Source organism: Ramlibacter sp. (assembly GCF_041916345.1).
Lineage (GTDB): Bacteria > Pseudomonadota > Gammaproteobacteria > Burkholderiales > Burkholderiaceae_C > Ramlibacter.
The window spans coordinates 1-15,217 of sequence record NZ_JAYRZR010000042.1; the positions used below are offsets into that span (position 1 = coordinate 1).

At 69.2% G+C, this 15,217-nt stretch carries 17 protein-coding genes; 11 read left to right on the forward strand and 6 right to left on the reverse strand.

Features of this window, described 5'->3' with window-relative positions:
- The first annotated feature begins 74 nt into the window (after positions 1-74).
- The 3 genes from typA to ACE3T5_RS12325 are packed head-to-tail and all read left to right on the forward strand — an operon-like array spanning position 75 to position 3,882.
- Positions 75-1,916, forward strand: a complete 1,842-nt coding sequence (gene typA, locus ACE3T5_RS12315; RefSeq protein WP_374668011.1) for a translational GTPase TypA — start codon at positions 75-77, stop codon at positions 1,914-1,916.
- Positions 1,913-2,785, forward strand: a complete 873-nt coding sequence (locus ACE3T5_RS12320) for a DMT family transporter (protein WP_374668013.1) — start codon at positions 1,913-1,915, stop codon at positions 2,783-2,785. Before typA ends, ACE3T5_RS12320 begins: the two co-directional genes overlap by 4 nt.
- The gene (locus tag ACE3T5_RS12325; RefSeq protein WP_374668015.1) at positions 2,782-3,882 is read left to right on the forward strand and encodes an enoyl-CoA hydratase/isomerase family protein; all 1,101 of its coding nucleotides are present in this window, start codon (positions 2,782-2,784) and stop codon (positions 3,880-3,882) included. Before ACE3T5_RS12320 ends, ACE3T5_RS12325 begins: the two co-directional genes overlap by 4 nt.
- A 41-nt stretch (positions 3,883-3,923) precedes the next feature.
- Here the strand turns inward: ACE3T5_RS12325 and smpB are convergent, their stop codons facing one another.
- A complete protein-coding gene (gene smpB, locus ACE3T5_RS12330; RefSeq protein ID WP_374668017.1) occupies positions 3,924-4,397 on the reverse strand; it encodes an SsrA-binding protein SmpB in 474 nt (157 codons plus the stop codon).
- Positions 4,398-4,477: 80 nt separating this feature from the next.
- Here smpB and ACE3T5_RS12335 point away from each other — a divergent pair, with 80 nt between their 5' ends.
- Positions 4,478-4,921 (forward strand): type II toxin-antitoxin system RatA family toxin, encoded by a 444-nt coding sequence (locus ACE3T5_RS12335; protein WP_374668019.1) that lies wholly within the window; start codon positions 4,478-4,480, stop codon positions 4,919-4,921.
- Positions 4,911-5,234 carry an RnfH family protein gene (locus ACE3T5_RS12340; protein WP_374668021.1) on the forward strand — a complete coding sequence of 108 codons (324 nt, stop codon included), beginning with the start codon at positions 4,911-4,913 and terminating at the stop codon, positions 5,232-5,234. Before ACE3T5_RS12335 ends, ACE3T5_RS12340 begins: the two co-directional genes overlap by 11 nt.
- A gap of 3 nt (positions 5,235-5,237) precedes the next feature.
- On the opposite strand, the gene ACE3T5_RS12345 is transcribed toward ACE3T5_RS12340, so the two are convergent.
- A complete protein-coding gene (locus tag ACE3T5_RS12345; RefSeq protein ID WP_374668023.1) occupies positions 5,238-5,726 on the reverse strand; it encodes a DUF4124 domain-containing protein in 489 nt (162 codons plus the stop codon).
- A gap of 120 nt (positions 5,727-5,846) precedes the next feature.
- On the opposite strand from ACE3T5_RS12345, the gene guaB reads away from it, so the two are divergent.
- From guaB to guaA, 4 genes are all read left to right on the forward strand, one after another.
- On the forward strand, positions 5,847-7,316 hold the full coding sequence (guaB, locus tag ACE3T5_RS12350) for an IMP dehydrogenase (RefSeq protein ID WP_374668025.1): 1,470 nt from the start codon (positions 5,847-5,849) through the stop codon (positions 7,314-7,316).
- 69 nt (positions 7,317-7,385) lie between these two features.
- Positions 7,386-7,658 carry a type II toxin-antitoxin system Phd/YefM family antitoxin gene (locus tag ACE3T5_RS12355; RefSeq protein ID WP_374668027.1) on the forward strand — a complete coding sequence of 91 codons (273 nt, stop codon included), beginning with the start codon at positions 7,386-7,388 and terminating at the stop codon, positions 7,656-7,658.
- A complete protein-coding gene (locus tag ACE3T5_RS12360; RefSeq protein WP_374668029.1) occupies positions 7,655-8,077 on the forward strand; it encodes a type II toxin-antitoxin system VapC family toxin in 423 nt (140 codons plus the stop codon). The genes ACE3T5_RS12355 and ACE3T5_RS12360 overlap by 4 nt, the downstream gene beginning before the upstream one ends.
- Positions 8,078-8,082: 5 nt before the next feature.
- The gene (guaA, locus tag ACE3T5_RS12365; protein WP_374668031.1) at positions 8,083-9,702 is read left to right on the forward strand and encodes a glutamine-hydrolyzing GMP synthase; all 1,620 of its coding nucleotides are present in this window, start codon (positions 8,083-8,085) and stop codon (positions 9,700-9,702) included.
- A 22-nt stretch (positions 9,703-9,724) separates the two neighbouring features.
- Here guaA and ACE3T5_RS12370 read toward each other — a convergent pair whose 3' ends face one another.
- The 4 genes from ACE3T5_RS12370 to dctP are packed head-to-tail and all read right to left on the reverse strand — an operon-like array spanning position 9,725 to position 13,609.
- Entirely contained in the window at positions 9,725-10,801 is a 1,077-nt protein-coding gene (locus ACE3T5_RS12370) for an alpha/beta hydrolase (RefSeq protein ID WP_374668033.1), read from the reverse strand.
- Positions 10,798-12,108, reverse strand: coding sequence for a TRAP transporter large permease subunit (locus ACE3T5_RS12375; RefSeq protein ID WP_374668035.1), 1,311 nt, complete (start codon positions 12,106-12,108; stop codon positions 10,798-10,800). Before ACE3T5_RS12375 ends, ACE3T5_RS12370 begins: the two co-directional genes overlap by 4 nt.
- 8 nt (positions 12,109-12,116) lie before the next feature.
- Positions 12,117-12,620 (reverse strand): TRAP transporter small permease, encoded by a 504-nt coding sequence (locus tag ACE3T5_RS12380; RefSeq protein ID WP_374668037.1) that lies wholly within the window; start codon positions 12,618-12,620, stop codon positions 12,117-12,119.
- Positions 12,617-13,609: a TRAP transporter substrate-binding protein DctP gene (gene dctP / locus ACE3T5_RS12385; protein ID WP_374668039.1), complete on the reverse strand. Its 993-nt coding sequence runs from the start codon at positions 13,607-13,609 to the stop codon at positions 12,617-12,619. The genes ACE3T5_RS12380 and dctP overlap by 4 nt, the downstream gene beginning before the upstream one ends.
- A 72-nt stretch (positions 13,610-13,681) precedes the next feature.
- Between dctP and ACE3T5_RS12390 the strand changes: the two genes are divergently transcribed.
- Positions 13,682-14,158 (forward strand): MarR family winged helix-turn-helix transcriptional regulator, encoded by a 477-nt coding sequence (locus tag ACE3T5_RS12390; RefSeq protein WP_374668041.1) that lies wholly within the window; start codon positions 13,682-13,684, stop codon positions 14,156-14,158.
- Between the two features lie 525 nt (positions 14,159-14,683).
- Positions 14,684-15,175, forward strand: coding sequence for a DUF2938 family protein (locus ACE3T5_RS12395; RefSeq protein ID WP_374668043.1), 492 nt, complete (start codon positions 14,684-14,686; stop codon positions 15,173-15,175).
- Positions 15,176-15,217 lie beyond the last annotated feature (42 nt).

A 15,217-nucleotide genomic window follows, 5' to 3' on the forward strand; every position in this document is an offset into this window, starting at 1 on the left:
GAACTCATTCCCACGCGGCTTCTCAGCCCCCTCGAAATCCAGCAGATCAGTGGCTCGCCAGAGCCCGCCCTCCCATGAGCACTCAACCCATCCGCAACATCGCCATCATCGCCCACGTCGACCATGGCAAGACCACGCTGGTCGACCAACTCCTGCGCCAGAGCGGCACCTTCCGCGAGAACGAGAAGGTGGCCGAACGCGTGATGGACAGCAACGACCTCGAGCGCGAGCGCGGCATCACCATCCTGGCCAAGAACTGCGCCGTGAGCTGGAAGGGCACGCACATCAACATCGTCGACACGCCCGGCCACGCCGACTTCGGCGGTGAGGTCGAGCGCGCGCTGTCGATGGTCGATGGCGTGGTGCTGCTGATCGACGCCGTCGAGGGCCCGATGCCGCAGACGCGCTTTGTCACCAAGAAGGCGCTGGCCCTGGGCCTGAAGCCGATCGTGGTGGTGAACAAGGTGGATCGTCCCGGCTCTCGCCCGGACTACGTGATCAACGCCGCCTTCGACCTGTTCGACAAGCTCGGCGCCACCGAGGAGCAACTCGACTTCCCCGTGGTGTATGCCTCGGGCCTGAATGGCTGGGCCACGCTGGAAGAGGGCGCGCCGGGCGAGAAGTGGGGCACCGACCTCGCGCCGCTGTTCGATACCGTCCTCCAGCACGTGCCCGCGCACAAGGGCGACCCGGCCGCGCCGCTGCAGCTGCAGATCTCCAGCATGGATTACTCCAGCTACCTGGGCCGCATCGGCGTGGGCCGCATCAACCAGGGCACCCTGCGCAGCCCGCAGGACGTGGTGATGATGGCCGGCCCTGACAGCACGCCGGTCAAGTGCCGCATCACCCAGGTGATGACCTTCGAGGGCCTGGAGCGCCACCAGCTGCAGCCCGGCGAGGAGGCCTTCCCGGGCCACATCGTGCTGGTGAGCGGCATCGAGGACATCGCCCTGGGCGTGACCATCACCGATCCGCTGAACCCGCAGCCGCTGCCCATGCTGAAGGTGGACGAGCCCACCCTCACCATGAACTTCTGCGTGAACACCTCGCCGCTGGCGGGCCGCGAGGGCAAGTTCGTCACCAGCCGCCAGATCCGTGACCGGCTGGAGCGCGAGCTGCAGTCCAACATGGCGCTGCGGGTGCGCGACACCGACGAGGACGGCGTGTACGAGGTCTCCGGCCGCGGCGAACTGCACCTGACCATCCTGCTGGAGAACATGCGCCGCGAGGGCTACGAGCTGGCCGTCTCCAAGCCGCGCGTGGTGTTCCGTGAAGAGGGCGGCCAGCGCCTGGAGCCGATCGAGCTGCTGACGGTGGACATCGAGGAAGACCACCAGGGCGGCGTGATGCAGGCCCTGGGCGAGCGCAAGGGCGAGCTGGTCAACATGGAGCCGGACGGCCGTGGCCGCGTGCGCCTGGAGTACCGCATTCCCGCGCGCGGGCTGATCGGCTTCCAGAACGAATTCCTGAACCTCACGCGCGGCACCGGCCTGGCCTCGAACATCTTCGACGGCTACGAAGCCTTCAAGGGCGAGATCGCCAGCCGCAAGAACGGCGTGCTGATCTCCATGGACGACGGCGAGATCGTCACCTACGCGCTGGGCAAGCTGGACGACCGCGGTCGCATGTTCGTGAAGGCGGGTGATCCGGTGTACGAAGGCATGATCGTCGGCATCCACAGCCGCGACAACGACCTGGTCGTCAATGCCGTGCGCATGAAGCAGCTCACCAACTTCCGCGTCTCCGGCAAGGAAGACGCGATCAAGATCACGCCGCCCATCATCCTGACGCTGGAGTACGCGGTGGAATTCATCGAGGACGACGAACTGGTCGAGATCACGCCCAAGTCGATCCGCCTGCGCAAGCGTCACCTCAAGGAGCATGAGCGCAAGCGCGCCCTGCGCGAAGCCGCATGAGACTGAGCCATCTCCAGGCCGTCTTCCTGATGGTGGCGGTGACCCTGATGTGGTCGATCGCGGGCGTCGTCACGCGCCATCTGGAGCACGCGCGCAGCTTCGAGGTGACCTTCTGGCGCAGCTTCTTCACCGTCGTCTCGCTGATGGTCATCCTGCCCTTCTTCCAGGGGCGGGCGGTGTTCGCGAAGATCCGTGACGGCGGTCGCGCGCTCTGGATCTCCGGCGTGTGCTGGAGCGTGATGTTCACCGCCTTCATGGTGGCGCTCACGCTCACCAGCGTGGCCAACGTGCTGGTGACGCTGGCGGCAGGCCCGTTCCTCACCGCCATCGTCGCGCGGGTCTTCATCGGGCACCGCATTCCCAGCCGCACCTGGGTGGCCATCGCCGTGGCCGGTGCCGGCATTGCCTACATGTACGGCGCGCAGATCCAGGGCGGGCAGATCGCGGGCACCCTGGTCGCCCTGTGCGTGCCGATCGCGGGCGCGGTGAACTGGACGGTGACGCAACGCTCGCATGCCCAGGGGCACAACATCGATCTGGTGCCGGCGGTGCTGGTCGGTGCCGTGATCTCGTCGCTCATCACGCTGCCGCTGGCGATGCCTTTCCGCGCCACGGGGCATGACATCGGCCTGCTCGCGCTGCTGGGCCTGGTGCAGCTCGCCATTCCCTGCGTGCTGTCCGTGGTCTGCGCGCGGGTGCTGAAGGCGCCGGAGATCGCCCTGCTGGCCCTGCTGGAAGTGATCTTCGGTATCTTGCTGGCCTGGCTCGGCGCCGACGAGGTGCCCAGCCAGACCGTGCTGGCGGGCGGCACGCTGGTCATCGGCGCGCTGGTGTTCAATGAGTGGATGGGCTGGAGACAACGGACATGACGGATGCCACGGAAGAAGTGCTGGTCGAGCTGCGCGGCTGCGCAGGCCTGATCACGCTGAACCGGCCGCGGGCGCTGAACGCGCTGTCGCTGGAGATGATCCGCAGCCTCACGGCCACGCTGCTGGCCTGGCGGGATGACCCCTCGGTGGCCTTCGTGGCGATCCGCGGCATGGGTCGCGATGGTGCCTTCGGCGCGTTCTGCGCCGGGGGTGACATCCGCTTCTTCCACCGGGCGGCACTGGCCGGCGATCCGCGGCTGGAGGATTTCTTCACCGAGGAATACGCGCTCAACCACCTGATCCATCACTACCCCAAGCCCTATGTCGCCTTCCTGGATGGCATCGTGATGGGCGGCGGCATGGGCATCTCGGGGCACGGTGGCGCGTACAGCCTGCGCGTGGTCACCGAGCGCACGAAGATGGCCATGCCGGAGACGGGCATCGGCCTGTTCCCGGATGTGGGCGGCGGGTTCTTCCTCTCGCGCTGCCCCGGCCGGCTGGGTGAGTACCTGGCGCTCACCGGCCTGGTGATCGGCGGCGACGACGCCTGCCTGGCCGGCCTGGCCGATGGCGTGCTGCCCAGCGAAGAGCTGCAGGCGGTGTGGGCCCGGCTCTCCGCCGGCGATGCCGACGGCGTGGATGCCCTGCGCGACAGCCTGGGCAACGCGCCGCGGCCGGCCGCGCAGCTCGCGCCGCAGCAGGAGCTGATCGACCGCGTGTTCGATCTGCCCACCGTCAGTGCCATTCTGGCCGCGCTCGACGCGGAAGGCAGCGATTGGGCGCGGCAGACGGCCGAGACCCTGCGCAAGCGCTCGCCGCTGATGCTGCACGTGGTGCTGGAGCAGGTGCGCCGGGCGCGCGGCATGACACTGGCCGAAGACCTGCGCATGGAGCGCGACCTGGTGCGCAACAGCTTCCACCTGCGGCCCGGCGCCGCCAGCGAGACGGTGGAAGGCATCCGCGCCCTGGCGGTGGACAAGGACCACACGCCGCGCTGGAACCCGGCGCGCGTGGAAGACGTGACGCCAGGGATGGTGAACGCGTTCTTCCAGAGCCCGTGGCCGGCGCACGCGCACCCGTTGCGCGCGCTGGACTGAATCGGCTGCGCGCCTGGCCGTCCGCGGCAGGCCGCCGCAGCCTACCGGTGCCGCTGCTTCATGGCGCGCTCCACCTCGCGCTTGCCTTCGCGGTCCTTGATGGTGTCGCGCTTGTCGTGCTCGGCCTTGCCCTTGGCCAGCGCCACTTCGCACTTCACGCGGCCGCCTTTCCAGTACATGCTGACCGGCACCAGGGTGTAGCCCTTCTGCTCCACCTTGCCGATCAGGCGCCGGATCTCGTCCTTGTGCATGAGCAGCTTCTTGGTGCGGGCGGCGTCCGGCCGCACATGCGTGGAGGCGGTGCGCAGCGGGCTGATCTGGCAGCCGATCAGGAACAGCTCGCCATCCTTGATGACCACGTAGCCGTCGGTCAGCTGCACCTTGCCGGCGCGCACGGCCTTGACCTCCCAGCCTTCCAGCACCACGCCGGCCTCGAAGCGCTCCTCGAAGAAGTAGTTGTACGAGGCTTTCTTGTTGTCGGCGATGCGGGCGGGGGAGGTCTTCTTCTGGGTCATGGAAGCGGGCGCTGGGGCCGCAGGGAGGCGATGCCGGCGCAGGCCATTGCCTACAATGCCGCGCGGGCCCGACATTGTCCATGAAATCCGTCCACAAGTCCGTTCTCATCTGGTACAGCGCCGAGGAGATGTTCTCCCTGGTGACCGACGTGCCCCGCTACCCGGAGTTCCTGCCCTGGTGCGACCATGCGCAGATCCTCGTGCACGAGCCGCAGGGCATGAAGGCCGAGATCGGCATCGCGTTCTCTGGCATCCGCCAGACCTTCACCACGCGCAACGTGCACGAGGTGCACCGCCAGGTGCGCATGCAGCTCGTGGACGGCCCGTTCTCGCGCCTGGACGGCCGCTGGGACTTCACGCCCATCGGCGCCTCCGGCCAGCGGGCCTGCAAGGTGGCGCTGGACCTGCAGTACACCTTCAAGAACGCGGCGCTCGCCACGCTGGTCGGCCCGGTGTTCGACAAGATCGCGGGCAGCCTGGTGGATGCCTTCGTGAAGCGGGCCGAGCACATGTATGGCAGCTAACCACGTGCGGGTCGTCGTGGCGTGGTCGCCGGCGCCGCGCATCGTGCGCGAGGTGCCGGTCGATCTGCCGGCCGGCAGCACGGTGGCGCACGCCCTGGCCGCCGCCGACTGGCAGGCGGAAGCGGGCGCGCCCCCGGCTGAGCTGGGCATTTGGGGCCGCAAGGTGACCGCCGCGCAGTTGCTGCGCGAGAACGACCGCGTGGAGGTCTATCGACCCCTGGTCGTGGATCCGAAGGTGGCGCGGCGCGAGCGCTTCAGGCGGCAGGGTGCCCGGGCGGCCGGGCTGTTCGCGAAGCGGCCGCCGCCGCGCTGATGCTCAGACCTTGCAGTCGCGGGCGATGATGCCCTCGATGCGGGTGAGCTCGGCCTTGCGCTGGTTGTCGTCCAGGAACTCCCGCTCGCCCTTCGAATTGGTGCGGGCGATGCGCACGCCGGAATCGAAATTGGCCTTCGCCTCCTTGGCGCGGGTGCAGTTCTCGGCGCGGACCTTGGCCTGCTGGTCCTCGGTTTCCTTGCGCTTGGCGGCCTCGGCGGCCTCGGCCTGCTTCTTCTTCTCTTCCAGGGCCTTGTCCTTGGCGGCGATCTGCGGCACCGGGGCACTGGCTGCCTGCGCGGGCGCCGCGGCCTCCACGCTGACCGGACGCTGGCCCGGCTGCTTGAGGATGCGGTTGGGCGCGATGTCCGACGGCGGCGGACGGTCACTGAAGACCTTGCGGCCGTCCTTGTCGAGCCACTGCCACTGGGCGCCGGCGACGGCCGGCAGGGCGCAGGCGGCGGCGAGAACGAGCCAACGGAACGCTTTCATGCGGGCAGTTTAGCGCCAGCGGCGACAAATGGCGCCGGGCAAACCCGACACGCGGCGCGCGCGGGCCGACGGAGGGGGGTGCGGGCCCCGCGGGTACAATCTTTCTTTTGGAGCACTCTCATGCGCCTTCTTGGCAAAGCGCTCACCTTCGACGATGTGTTGCTGGTGCCGGCGTTCTCCCAGGTCCTGCCCAAGGACACCTCCCTCTCGACCCGCCTGTCCCGCCACATCACGCTGAACCTGCCGCTGGTGTCCGCCGCGATGGACACGGTGACGGAGGCCCGGCTCGCGATCGCCATCGCCCAGGAGGGCGGCATCGGCATCGTGCACAAGAACCTCACCGCGAAGCAGCAGGCGGCCGAAGTGGCCCGCGTGAAGCGCTATGAGTCCGGCGTGCTGCGCGATCCGGTCGTGATCACGCCCGATCACACGGTGCGCCAGGTGATGGACCTGTCGGAACAGCTCGGCGTGTCGGGCTTCCCGGTGGTGGATGGCGGCAAGGTCGCCGGCATCGTGACCGGCCGCGACATGCGCTTCGAGACGCGCTACGACATCCCCGTCAGCCAGATCATGACGCCGCGCGAGAAGCTGGTGACGGTCAAGGAGGGCACCACGCCGGCCGAGGCGAAGGCGCTGCTCAACAAGCACAAGCTCGAGCGCTTGCTGGTGGTGAACGACGCCTTCGAGCTGAAGGGCCTCATCACGGTGAAGGACATCTTCAAGCAGACCAGCTTCCCGAATGCCGCGCGCGACGCCGCCGGCCGCCTGCGCGTGGGCGCGGCGGTGGGCGTGGGCGAGGGCACCGAGGAGCGGGTGGAGGCCCTGGTCAAGGCGGGTGTGGATGTGATCGTGGTCGACACTGCCCATGGTCACAGCCGCGGCGTGATCGAGCGCGTGCGCTGGGTCAAGCAGAACTATCCGCAGGTCGACGTGATCGGCGGCAACATCGCCACCGGCGCCGCCGCGCTGGCCCTGGTGGAGGCCGGCGCCGACGCGGTGAAGGTCGGCATCGGCCCCGGCTCCATCTGCACCACGCGCATCGTCGCCGGCGTGGGCGTGCCCCAGATCACCGCCATCGACAACGTGGCGACCGCGCTGCGCGGCAGCGGCGTGCCGCTGATCGCCGATGGCGGCATCCGCTACTCGGGCGACATCGCCAAGGCCATCGCCGCGGGCGCCAGCAGCGTGATGATGGGCGGCATGTTCGCCGGCACCGAGGAGGCGCCGGGCGAAGTCATCCTGTACCAGGGCCGCAGCTACAAGAGCTACCGCGGCATGGGCTCCATCGGCGCCATGCAGCAGGGCAGCGCCGACCGCTACTTCCAGGAAGCCACCAGCGGCAACCCGAACGCCGACAAGCTCGTGCCCGAGGGCATCGAGGGCCGTGTGCCCTACAAGGGCTCCATGGTCGCCATCGTCTACCAGATGGCCGGCGGCGTGCGCGCGGCCATGGGCTACTGCGGCTGCGGCAGCATCGAGGACATGCAGCACCGGGCGGAGTTCGTCGAGATCACCGCCGCCGGCATCCGCGAGAGCCACGTGCACGACGTGCAGATCACCAAGGAAGCGCCGAACTACCGCGCGGACTGATTCTGGCCAGATTTGCCAAGGTTGGCCTGATCGGCTAGGATCTGGCCAACTTTTTCATTCGGGCCAGACATGCAGACCATTCCCGTGCACCAGGCGAAAGACCGGTTTTCGTCGCTGCTGCAGGCCGTGGAAGAGGGCGAGGAGATCGTGATCACCCGCCACGGCAAGAAGATCGCCCGGATCGTCAAGGAGACCGAGGCCGTCGCCACGCGCGACGAACTCGAAAGCAAGCGGCTCAAGGCCATTGCGGACCTGCGCGCCTACCAGGCCAAGGCGCAGGTGAAGCCGGCGATCGAGGGCTACACCGACTGGAAGAGCCTGCGCGACGCAGGGCGCCGGTGAAGCCCACGGTCATCGACGCATCGGCCGCGGCGGCGTGGGTGCTGCCGGACGAGTCGACGGAAGCGGCCGAGGCGCTGTATGCCCATGCCTGCATGGACGCATCCGGCTTCCATGCGCCCCAGATCTGGCCCTGGGAGATGGGCAACCTGCTCCTGACGGCCCAGCGCAGAGGGCGCATCTCGCCTGAAGCGCCCGATCTGGCGCTGCAGACGCTGGCCGCCACATCGATCCAGCTCGACGCCCCGCCCGATCTGCACCGGCAACTGCAGGTCGCCCGGCTCGCGGGCACCCACGACCTGAGCTACTACGACGCGGCCTACCTGGAACTGGTGCTGCGCCTGAACGGCCAGCTCGCCTCGCGGGACCGCAAGCTCCTCTCCGCCGCCGCCGCCTGCGGCATCGTCTGCCTGACGTTCTGAACCCCATGACACACGACAAGATCCTCATCCTCGACTTCGGCTCCCAGGTCACGCAGCTCATCGCGCGTCGTGTGCGCGAGGCGCATGTGTATTCCGAGGTCCACCCCTGCGACGTCACCGACGACTGGATCCGCGCCTACGCGGCTGACGGGCGATTGAAGGGCGTCATCCTCTCCGGCAGCCATGCCAGCGTGTACGAGGAAACAACCGACAAGGCGCCGCAGGCGGTGTTCGAGCTGGGCGTGCCGGTGCTGGGCATCTGCTACGGCATGCAGACCATGGCGCACCAGCTGGGCGGCAGGGTCGAGGGCGGCCACAAGCGCGAATTCGGCTTCGCGGCCGTGCGCGCGCGCGGCCACACCGAGCTGCTGCGTGACATCGCCGACTTCACCACGGCCGAGGGCCACGGCATGCTCAACGTGTGGATGAGCCACGGCGACAAGGTCACCGAGCTGCCGCCCGGCTTCAAGCTCATGGCCTCCACCGACAGCTGCCCCATCGCCGGCATGGCCGACGAGGCGCGGCGCTTCTACGCCGTGCAGTTCCATCCTGAGGTCACGCACACCCAGCAGGGCCGCGCCATCCTGGAGCGCTTCGTGCTGGGCATCTGCGGTGCGCAGGCCGACTGGGTGATGAAGGACCACATCGCCGAGGCCGTGGAGGCGATCCGCCAGCAGGTGGGCGACGAGGAGGTGATCCTCGGCCTGTCCGGCGGTGTCGATTCATCAGTGGCCGCGGCGCTGATCCACCGCGCCATCGGCGACCGCCTCACCTGCGTGTTCGTCGACCACGGCCTGCTGCGCCTGGACGAAGGCAAGATGGTCATGGAGATGTTCGCCGGCCAGCTGCACGCCCGCGTGATCCACGTGGACGCAAGCGAGCAGTTCCTGAACCACCTGCGCGGGGTGAGCGACCCGGAGCTCAAGCGCAAGATCATCGGCCGCGAGTTCGTGGCGGTGTTCAAGGACGAGGCCGCGAAGCTCAAGGCGGGCGGCGAAGGCCACAAGGGCGCCACCTTCCTCGCCCAGGGGACCATCTACCCCGACGTGATCGAATCCGGCGGCGGCAAGAGCAAGAAGGCCGTCACCATCAAGAGCCACCACAACGTGGGCGGCCTGCCGGCCCAGCTGGGCCTGAAGCTGCTGGAGCCGCTGCGTGATCTCTTCAAGGACGAGGTGCGCGAGCTGGGCGTGGCCCTGGGCCTGCCGCCCGAGATGGTCTATCGCCATCCTTTCCCTGGCCCCGGCCTGGGCGTGCGCATCCTGGGCGAGGTGAAGAAGGAATACGCCGACCTGCTGCGCCGCGCGGACGCGATCTTCATCGAGGAGCTGCGCAACCACCGCGATGAGGCCACCGGCAAGACCTGGTACGACCTGACCAGCCAGGCCTTCACCGTCTTCCTGCCCGTCAAGAGCGTGGGCGTCATGGGCGACGGCCGCACCTACGACTACGTGGTCGCTCTTCGCGCCGTGCAGACCAGCGACTTCATGACCGCCGACTGGGCCGAGCTGCCGTATGCGCTGCTGAAGAAGGTGTCCAGCCGCATCATCAATGAGGTGCGCGGCATCAACCGCGTGACCTATGACGTGAGCAGCAAGCCGCCGGCGACGATTGAGTGGGAGTGAAATAGCCAGGTCTCAAACGGGCTCAGACAGGCTTGGGATCGACAGAAGACCTGGTTGGCGGTACGGCCTGGCGGCACGCGGGCCTTCCGGTTCGACTACCGCCTGAATGGTCGGCGGGAGCCCCTGGCGTGCCCGCCAGCACGCGCGCGGCAAAGTCGATCAGGGCGCGCTGGAACTCGTCGGCACGCCGCTCGGCGCAGACGAAGTGCCCTGCATCGCCGATCTGCAGGTACTGCTTGTCAGGGCTGGCGATCGACTCGAACAGGCGTTGCGCATCCGCATGGGTGGACGTCGCGTCGTGTTCACCGCGCACCAGCAGCACCGGCATGCGCAGGGCCGCCGCCGGGTAGAGCGGGCGGCCCGAGAAGACCTCGAACAGATCGTGCAGCGTGCCGTTGGGCACGGTGAACGTGTGCGGGGCCAACCCGGGCTCGCAGGTCAGGGCATCGGCCAGCAAGGCTTCGAGCACCTCGGCTTCGCGCCGCGCGGCGTGGCGTCCCGCCGGAATCTCGCGATCCCAGCGCGCGAGCAGCTGCTCGCGGTTCACGAAGCGGGTGGCGCCCAGGCTGGTTCGCATGCGTGAACGATCGGCCGGATCGGCCAGGTCGGCCAGCCACAGCTCGTTGACGGCGGCATGCAGCGGTGCCATCAGCGCGAGGCCGGCGATGCCGGTGGCGTCCCGGCTCGCCAGCAGGGCGCTGGTGATCGAACCCCAGGAGCCGCCGACCAGGACCGCCTGCTCGACCTGGTCATGGCGACGGGCGTGGGCCAGCGCGGCAGCGATGTCCCGCACGGCCTCCTCGCGACCGGCGTAGGCCGTGGCGGGCGCCTGCAGGCGGGCCGAGCGGGCATAGCCCCGGATGTCCACGGCCCAGGCGGAGAAGCCGGCCGCGGCCAGGGCCTCGAGCACCGAGTAGCCTGGCACCTGGATGTCCCACAGGCCGGAGGCGAGCGTCGCCCCGTGGACCAGCAGGACGGTGCCGCGCGCAGGGCCCGCGGGGGCCGCATGACGCAGGTGCAGCGCCAGCCCCATGCTGTCGGCGGCCTCGACCCGGTGCACGTCGTGTCGGACGCCGGCGGCCAGGGGGGTGTCGTTCATTTCAGCAACCCCGGCAGCCAGGTGATGATGCCCGGAAACACCGACATCACCGCCATGCCGGCGACGAACACCCAGGTGATCGGCCAGGAGGCGTCGAACACCTGCTTCATCGTCAGCAGGTCCGGCGCGGCGGCACGCAGCGCGTACATCGTGTAGCCGAAGGGGGGCGTCAGGCTCGCCAGCGTCATGTTGATCGAGAACTGGGTCCAGAACCACACCGGGTCGAAGCCCAGCCGGGCCGCCAGCGGCGCGTAGATCGGGATCGCCACGAGCATGAAGGCGAGCTGGTCGATGAACATGCACAGCACGAAGGGCACGATCATCAGCAGCCAGAACATGGCCATGGGCGGCAGATCGATCGTGGCCAGGCGCTCGACCAGCTGCGCGGTGGCGCCGGTGAAGTTGAGCAGCTGCCCGAAGAACACCGAGACCGCCAGGATCACGAGGATCATCGACGCGATCGTGACCGTGGACCGGATCGATTCCTGCAGCATGGCCCAGCTGAGGCGCCGGTACCACGCGGCCGTGGCCAGGCTGCCCATGACGCCGGTGGCCGCTGCCTCCGACGGCGTGGCCACGCCCAGCAGCATCAAGCCCATGACCGCGAAGATGATCACCGTGAACGGCAGCAGGCGCGCCAGGGCTCGCAGCGGCTGGCGCGGGCCGATCGTCGCCGAGGCGTCCTCGCGCGGGGCCAGCGACGGATCGCGCCAGAGGCACCACCAGGCGTAGCCGACCGACATCGCCGCCAGCAGCAGGCCCGGGAGGAGGCCGGCGATCAGCAGGGAGGAGATCGACACGTTGGCCATCGAGCCGATCAGCACCGCCATCAGGCTGGGCGGGATGATCGGCGCCAGGCTGGCGCCGCCCTGGATGAGCGAGGCCGACAGCCGCGCGTCGTAGCCGCGTGCATGCATCGTTGGCAGCACGGTCCGGCCCAGCATCGCCACGACCGCCACCGCCGACCCGCACAGCGCGCCGAAGAGGGTCGACAGCACCATCGTGAACAGGTACAGGCGCCCGTGGATGCGGCCGACCAGGTGGTCCACGCTGTCGAGGACGACGTCGACGGCCCCCGAGCGGAACAGGATCTCGCCCATCAGCACGAACAGCGGGATCGTCGTCAGGCTGAGCGAGCTCATGGATTCCAGCATGCTGCCGGCGAACATGCCGAAGCCGGCCGTGCCGAACAGCGCCAGCACCCCCAGCAGGTTGACGACGAGGAAGCCGATGAAGATGGGCGCGCCGGCGCCCAGCAGGGCACACAGGACGACGAGGCCCGCGATCAGGAGGAGGGTGGAAGACATGGCCGCCCCTACACCTCGCGCTCGCCGCCCAGGGCGCCCGCGTCGGCCTGCAGCACATGTCCCACGTACTGCGTGGCGGCGCCGGCGAAGCCCAGGGCGGCGGCCGCGCTGAGCCACCACTTGGGAATCGCGAAGGCGGCCACCGTCTCGATGCCGTCGCGCCATTGCGCGACGCCCTGCGACGCCAGCAGCGCGGCGGCCGCCAGGCAGGCGAGGGCGCTGAGCCACGCGAGCAGGCGATAGGCCTGCGCGCGCAGCGCCGGTGAGAGGCGTTCCACCAGCGAGGTGATGGCCACGTGCCCGTTGTCGCGCGTCACCGCGGGCAGCGCGAAGGCAATGCACACCAGCATGGCGTAGGAGACGGCATCGCTCGACCAGCGGGTCGGGGCATTGAAGCAGTAGCGCAGCACGACCTCGGTCACGTAAGCGGCCAGCATGGCCACCAGCGCCGCGCAGGCCAGGCCGAACAGGCCGCGCGTGAAGGCCGCGTGCGCCCTGGTCAGCGCGCTCACTGGCTCAGTCCGTGCGCGACGGCCAGCGAACGCATCGCGTCGGCGTCGGCGCCGTTCTTGGCCCGCGCGATCTCCCACACGCTTTGCGCCCAGAGCGTCTCCAGCCGCTGCGCGTCGGCGGCCGGAAAGGCCGTCTCCTGCATGCCGCGCTTCTTCATCTCCTCCAGCTCGGCGGCGGCCAGCTCATCGAACCGCTTCACGCTGGCCAGCTCCAGCTTGCGGGCTTCCTCGGCCAGCAGCTTCTGTGCGTCGGTGTCCAGCCCGCGCCATGATGCGAGGTTCATGAAGATGTACAGGCTCGCCTGGCCGAAGGCGGGACGGGCGTAGTACTTCGCGACCTCGTTCCACTTGAAGTCGAGCACGCCGGTCAGGCCCCAGGCGGCCGCGTCGATCACACCCTTCTCCAGGGCGCTGTAGACCTCGCCGCCGCCCATCACCACCGGCGAGCCGCCCAGCGCCTTGATCATGGGGTGGTAGGACACGGTGCCGCGCACCTTCAGCCCGGCCAGGCTGGGCGATGCCGCCTTCAACGGGGTCTTGCTGATGTACTGGAAACCCCGGCTGCCGGTGGGCACCACACCCAGCACCTTGAGGCCCAGCTTCTGGTAGTGACGATCGACGAGGTCCACCACGCCGCTCGCCCGGCGGCGGGCGGGGTCGGCCGCCACGGCATCCATTGCCAGGCCGATCGCCGTGGTGCCGGAGTGGTACGCGGGGTGCGTGAACAGCAGGTCGAAGGCGCCTGCCGCGGTGGGCTGGAACTGCTCGGCGAACGGCACCACGTCGGGCCCGCCCACCTTGAAGCCGAAGGCGCCGCCGCTCGCCTTGCGCACGTTGTCGAAGAAGACCTGGGCGATCTCGCGCGAGAACACGAAGCTGGGCGCGAAGGCATTCAGGGCCCGCAGCTCGCGCTGGGCCAGGGCGGGCCACGGCAGCAGGCCGAGCGCTGCGGCGCCGAGCAGGCGACGACGGGGGAGCAGAGGCTTCATGGCGATTCCAATTAGTTCCGAGTGGAACCAGTATAGGTTCCATAATGAACCATTAACCCCGGACTTTCCCGCATGACCGCCCGCCATCGCATCCTTCAGGACCGCACCATCCCGTTTGCCTACCGGATCAGCTTCCTGGCCAACTTCTTCACCGGCAGCGTCTATCGCCAGGTGCTCGCGCGGCACGACGTTGCACGCTCGGAGTTCGTGCTGCTGTACTGTCTGCATCGCCTGGGCGAGCTGACCGCGCAGCAGGTCTGCGACATCACGGGCCGGCCCAAGAACAGCGTCAGCCGCGCCGTGAACGCGATGCTCGAGCGCGGCCATGTCGTGCGCGACACCGACCCTGCCGATGCCCGCCGCGGCCTGCTGAAGCTCACGCGCCAGGGGCGGGAGCTGGTGGACGCCGCGCTGCCGCTGTTCCGGGAGCGCGAGGCCGCCATGCTCGCCCCGCTCAATGCCCGCGAGCGGGACACGCTCGACCGCCTGCTGGCCAAGCTGGTCTTGCGCGACGACCCCTGGGCCGACGTCGCCGACGACGGCGACTAGGCGCCCTCCGGGAGGGACAGGCACAGGGACTGAACCGTGCGGAAGCGAACCGGAACCTGGCGCGGGACGGCCCGAACAAGTAGCGCACTGGCCATGGCCAATGGGGTGATGGGCTTCGCCGCAGTGCGAAGGGCCGTGCTGCGCCGGCGCTGATGCCGCGGCGTCGTGGCGCCGGGCACCCGTTCGGTCGACGCCTCCGACCCTTCCCGCCCCGCGCCTGACAGTTCGTCTCATGGACATGGCCCGCTGCGGGCCCAGCGTCGATAGTCCAGCCATCGAGGACATCCCGTCGTCGATGCCACCCGAAGGAAACCACCATGAACGCTCTTCAACACACCCCCTGCCAATGCGCCGCCTGCCCGGGCGCCGCTTGCACCTGCGGCTGCCAGGCCGCTGCCGCCACCGCCGCTTGCGCGTGCGGGCCGTCCTGCGCCTGCGGCGACGCCTGCGCCTGCGGCCCGCAGTGCCAGTGCGGCGGCGACGCGAGCTGCGTGCAAGCGTGAGCGCATCACCCGGCAGCTCCCCATGAATCCCTATGCCCTGGCGTACTGCGGCGGCATCGTCGGTGCCGTACTCATGGATGCCACCGAAGCGCTGGCCGCGCGTGCCGGCTTGACCAGCGGCGTCAGCGTGACGCTGGTCGGGCGCTGGGCGCTGGGCCTGCTGCGAGGGCAATGGGCCCATGCGGACATCGCCCGTTCGCCGGCGCGGCACGGTGAGGTGGCAGCCGGCTGGGCCTTCCACTTCCTGATCGGCGGTGGCGGCGTGGCCCTGCTGTATGCCCTCTGGCTGCAGCTGACGGGCTGGACGCTGCCCGTGCACCGCCTCTGGGGTGGGGTTGCGTTCGGCCTGGCGACGTCCCTGCTGCCCTGGCTGCTGATGCTGCCAGCCTTCGGCTGGGGCTGGTTCGGGCGACAGGGACCGAAGGGCACGAACGCGCTGCTGGCCAGCACGGTCTCGCATCTGCCCTACGGCCTGGGCGTAGGCGCCGTCATGGCGCTGGGCCCGAGTCTCTAGGTGGCGCTGCGGCCGCCCGCACAGGCACCGCAAAACCGGCGA

Bases quoted from the DNA above. Each gene is read 5' to 3' on its own strand.
- typA (WP_374668011.1), top strand. From the start codon at position 75: ATGAGCACTCAACCCATCCGCAACATCGCCATCATCGCCCACGTCGAC.
- ACE3T5_RS12320 (WP_374668013.1), top strand. From the start codon at position 1,913: ATGAGACTGAGCCATCTCCAGGCCGTCTTCCTGATGGTGGCGGTGACC.
- ACE3T5_RS12325 (WP_374668015.1), top strand. From the start codon at position 2,782: ATGACGGATGCCACGGAAGAAGTGCTGGTCGAGCTGCGCGGCTGCGCA.
- smpB (WP_374668017.1), bottom strand. From the start codon at position 4,397: ATGACCCAGAAGAAGACCTCCCCCGCCCGCATCGCCGACAACAAGAAA.
- ACE3T5_RS12335 (WP_374668019.1), top strand. From the start codon at position 4,478: ATGAAATCCGTCCACAAGTCCGTTCTCATCTGGTACAGCGCCGAGGAG.
- ACE3T5_RS12340 (WP_374668021.1), top strand. From the start codon at position 4,911: ATGGCAGCTAACCACGTGCGGGTCGTCGTGGCGTGGTCGCCGGCGCCG.
- ACE3T5_RS12345 (WP_374668023.1), bottom strand. From the start codon at position 5,726: ATGAAAGCGTTCCGTTGGCTCGTTCTCGCCGCCGCCTGCGCCCTGCCG.
- guaB (WP_374668025.1), top strand. From the start codon at position 5,847: ATGCGCCTTCTTGGCAAAGCGCTCACCTTCGACGATGTGTTGCTGGTG.
- ACE3T5_RS12355 (WP_374668027.1), top strand. From the start codon at position 7,386: ATGCAGACCATTCCCGTGCACCAGGCGAAAGACCGGTTTTCGTCGCTG.
- guaA (WP_374668031.1), top strand. From the start codon at position 8,083: ATGACACACGACAAGATCCTCATCCTCGACTTCGGCTCCCAGGTCACG.
- ACE3T5_RS12370 (WP_374668033.1), bottom strand. From the start codon at position 10,801: ATGAACGACACCCCCCTGGCCGCCGGCGTCCGACACGACGTGCACCGG.
- ACE3T5_RS12375 (WP_374668035.1), bottom strand. From the start codon at position 12,108: ATGTCTTCCACCCTCCTCCTGATCGCGGGCCTCGTCGTCCTGTGTGCC.
- dctP (WP_374668039.1), bottom strand. From the start codon at position 13,609: ATGAAGCCTCTGCTCCCCCGTCGTCGCCTGCTCGGCGCCGCAGCGCTC.
- ACE3T5_RS12390 (WP_374668041.1), top strand. From the start codon at position 13,682: ATGACCGCCCGCCATCGCATCCTTCAGGACCGCACCATCCCGTTTGCC.
- ACE3T5_RS12395 (WP_374668043.1), top strand. From the start codon at position 14,684: ATGAATCCCTATGCCCTGGCGTACTGCGGCGGCATCGTCGGTGCCGTA.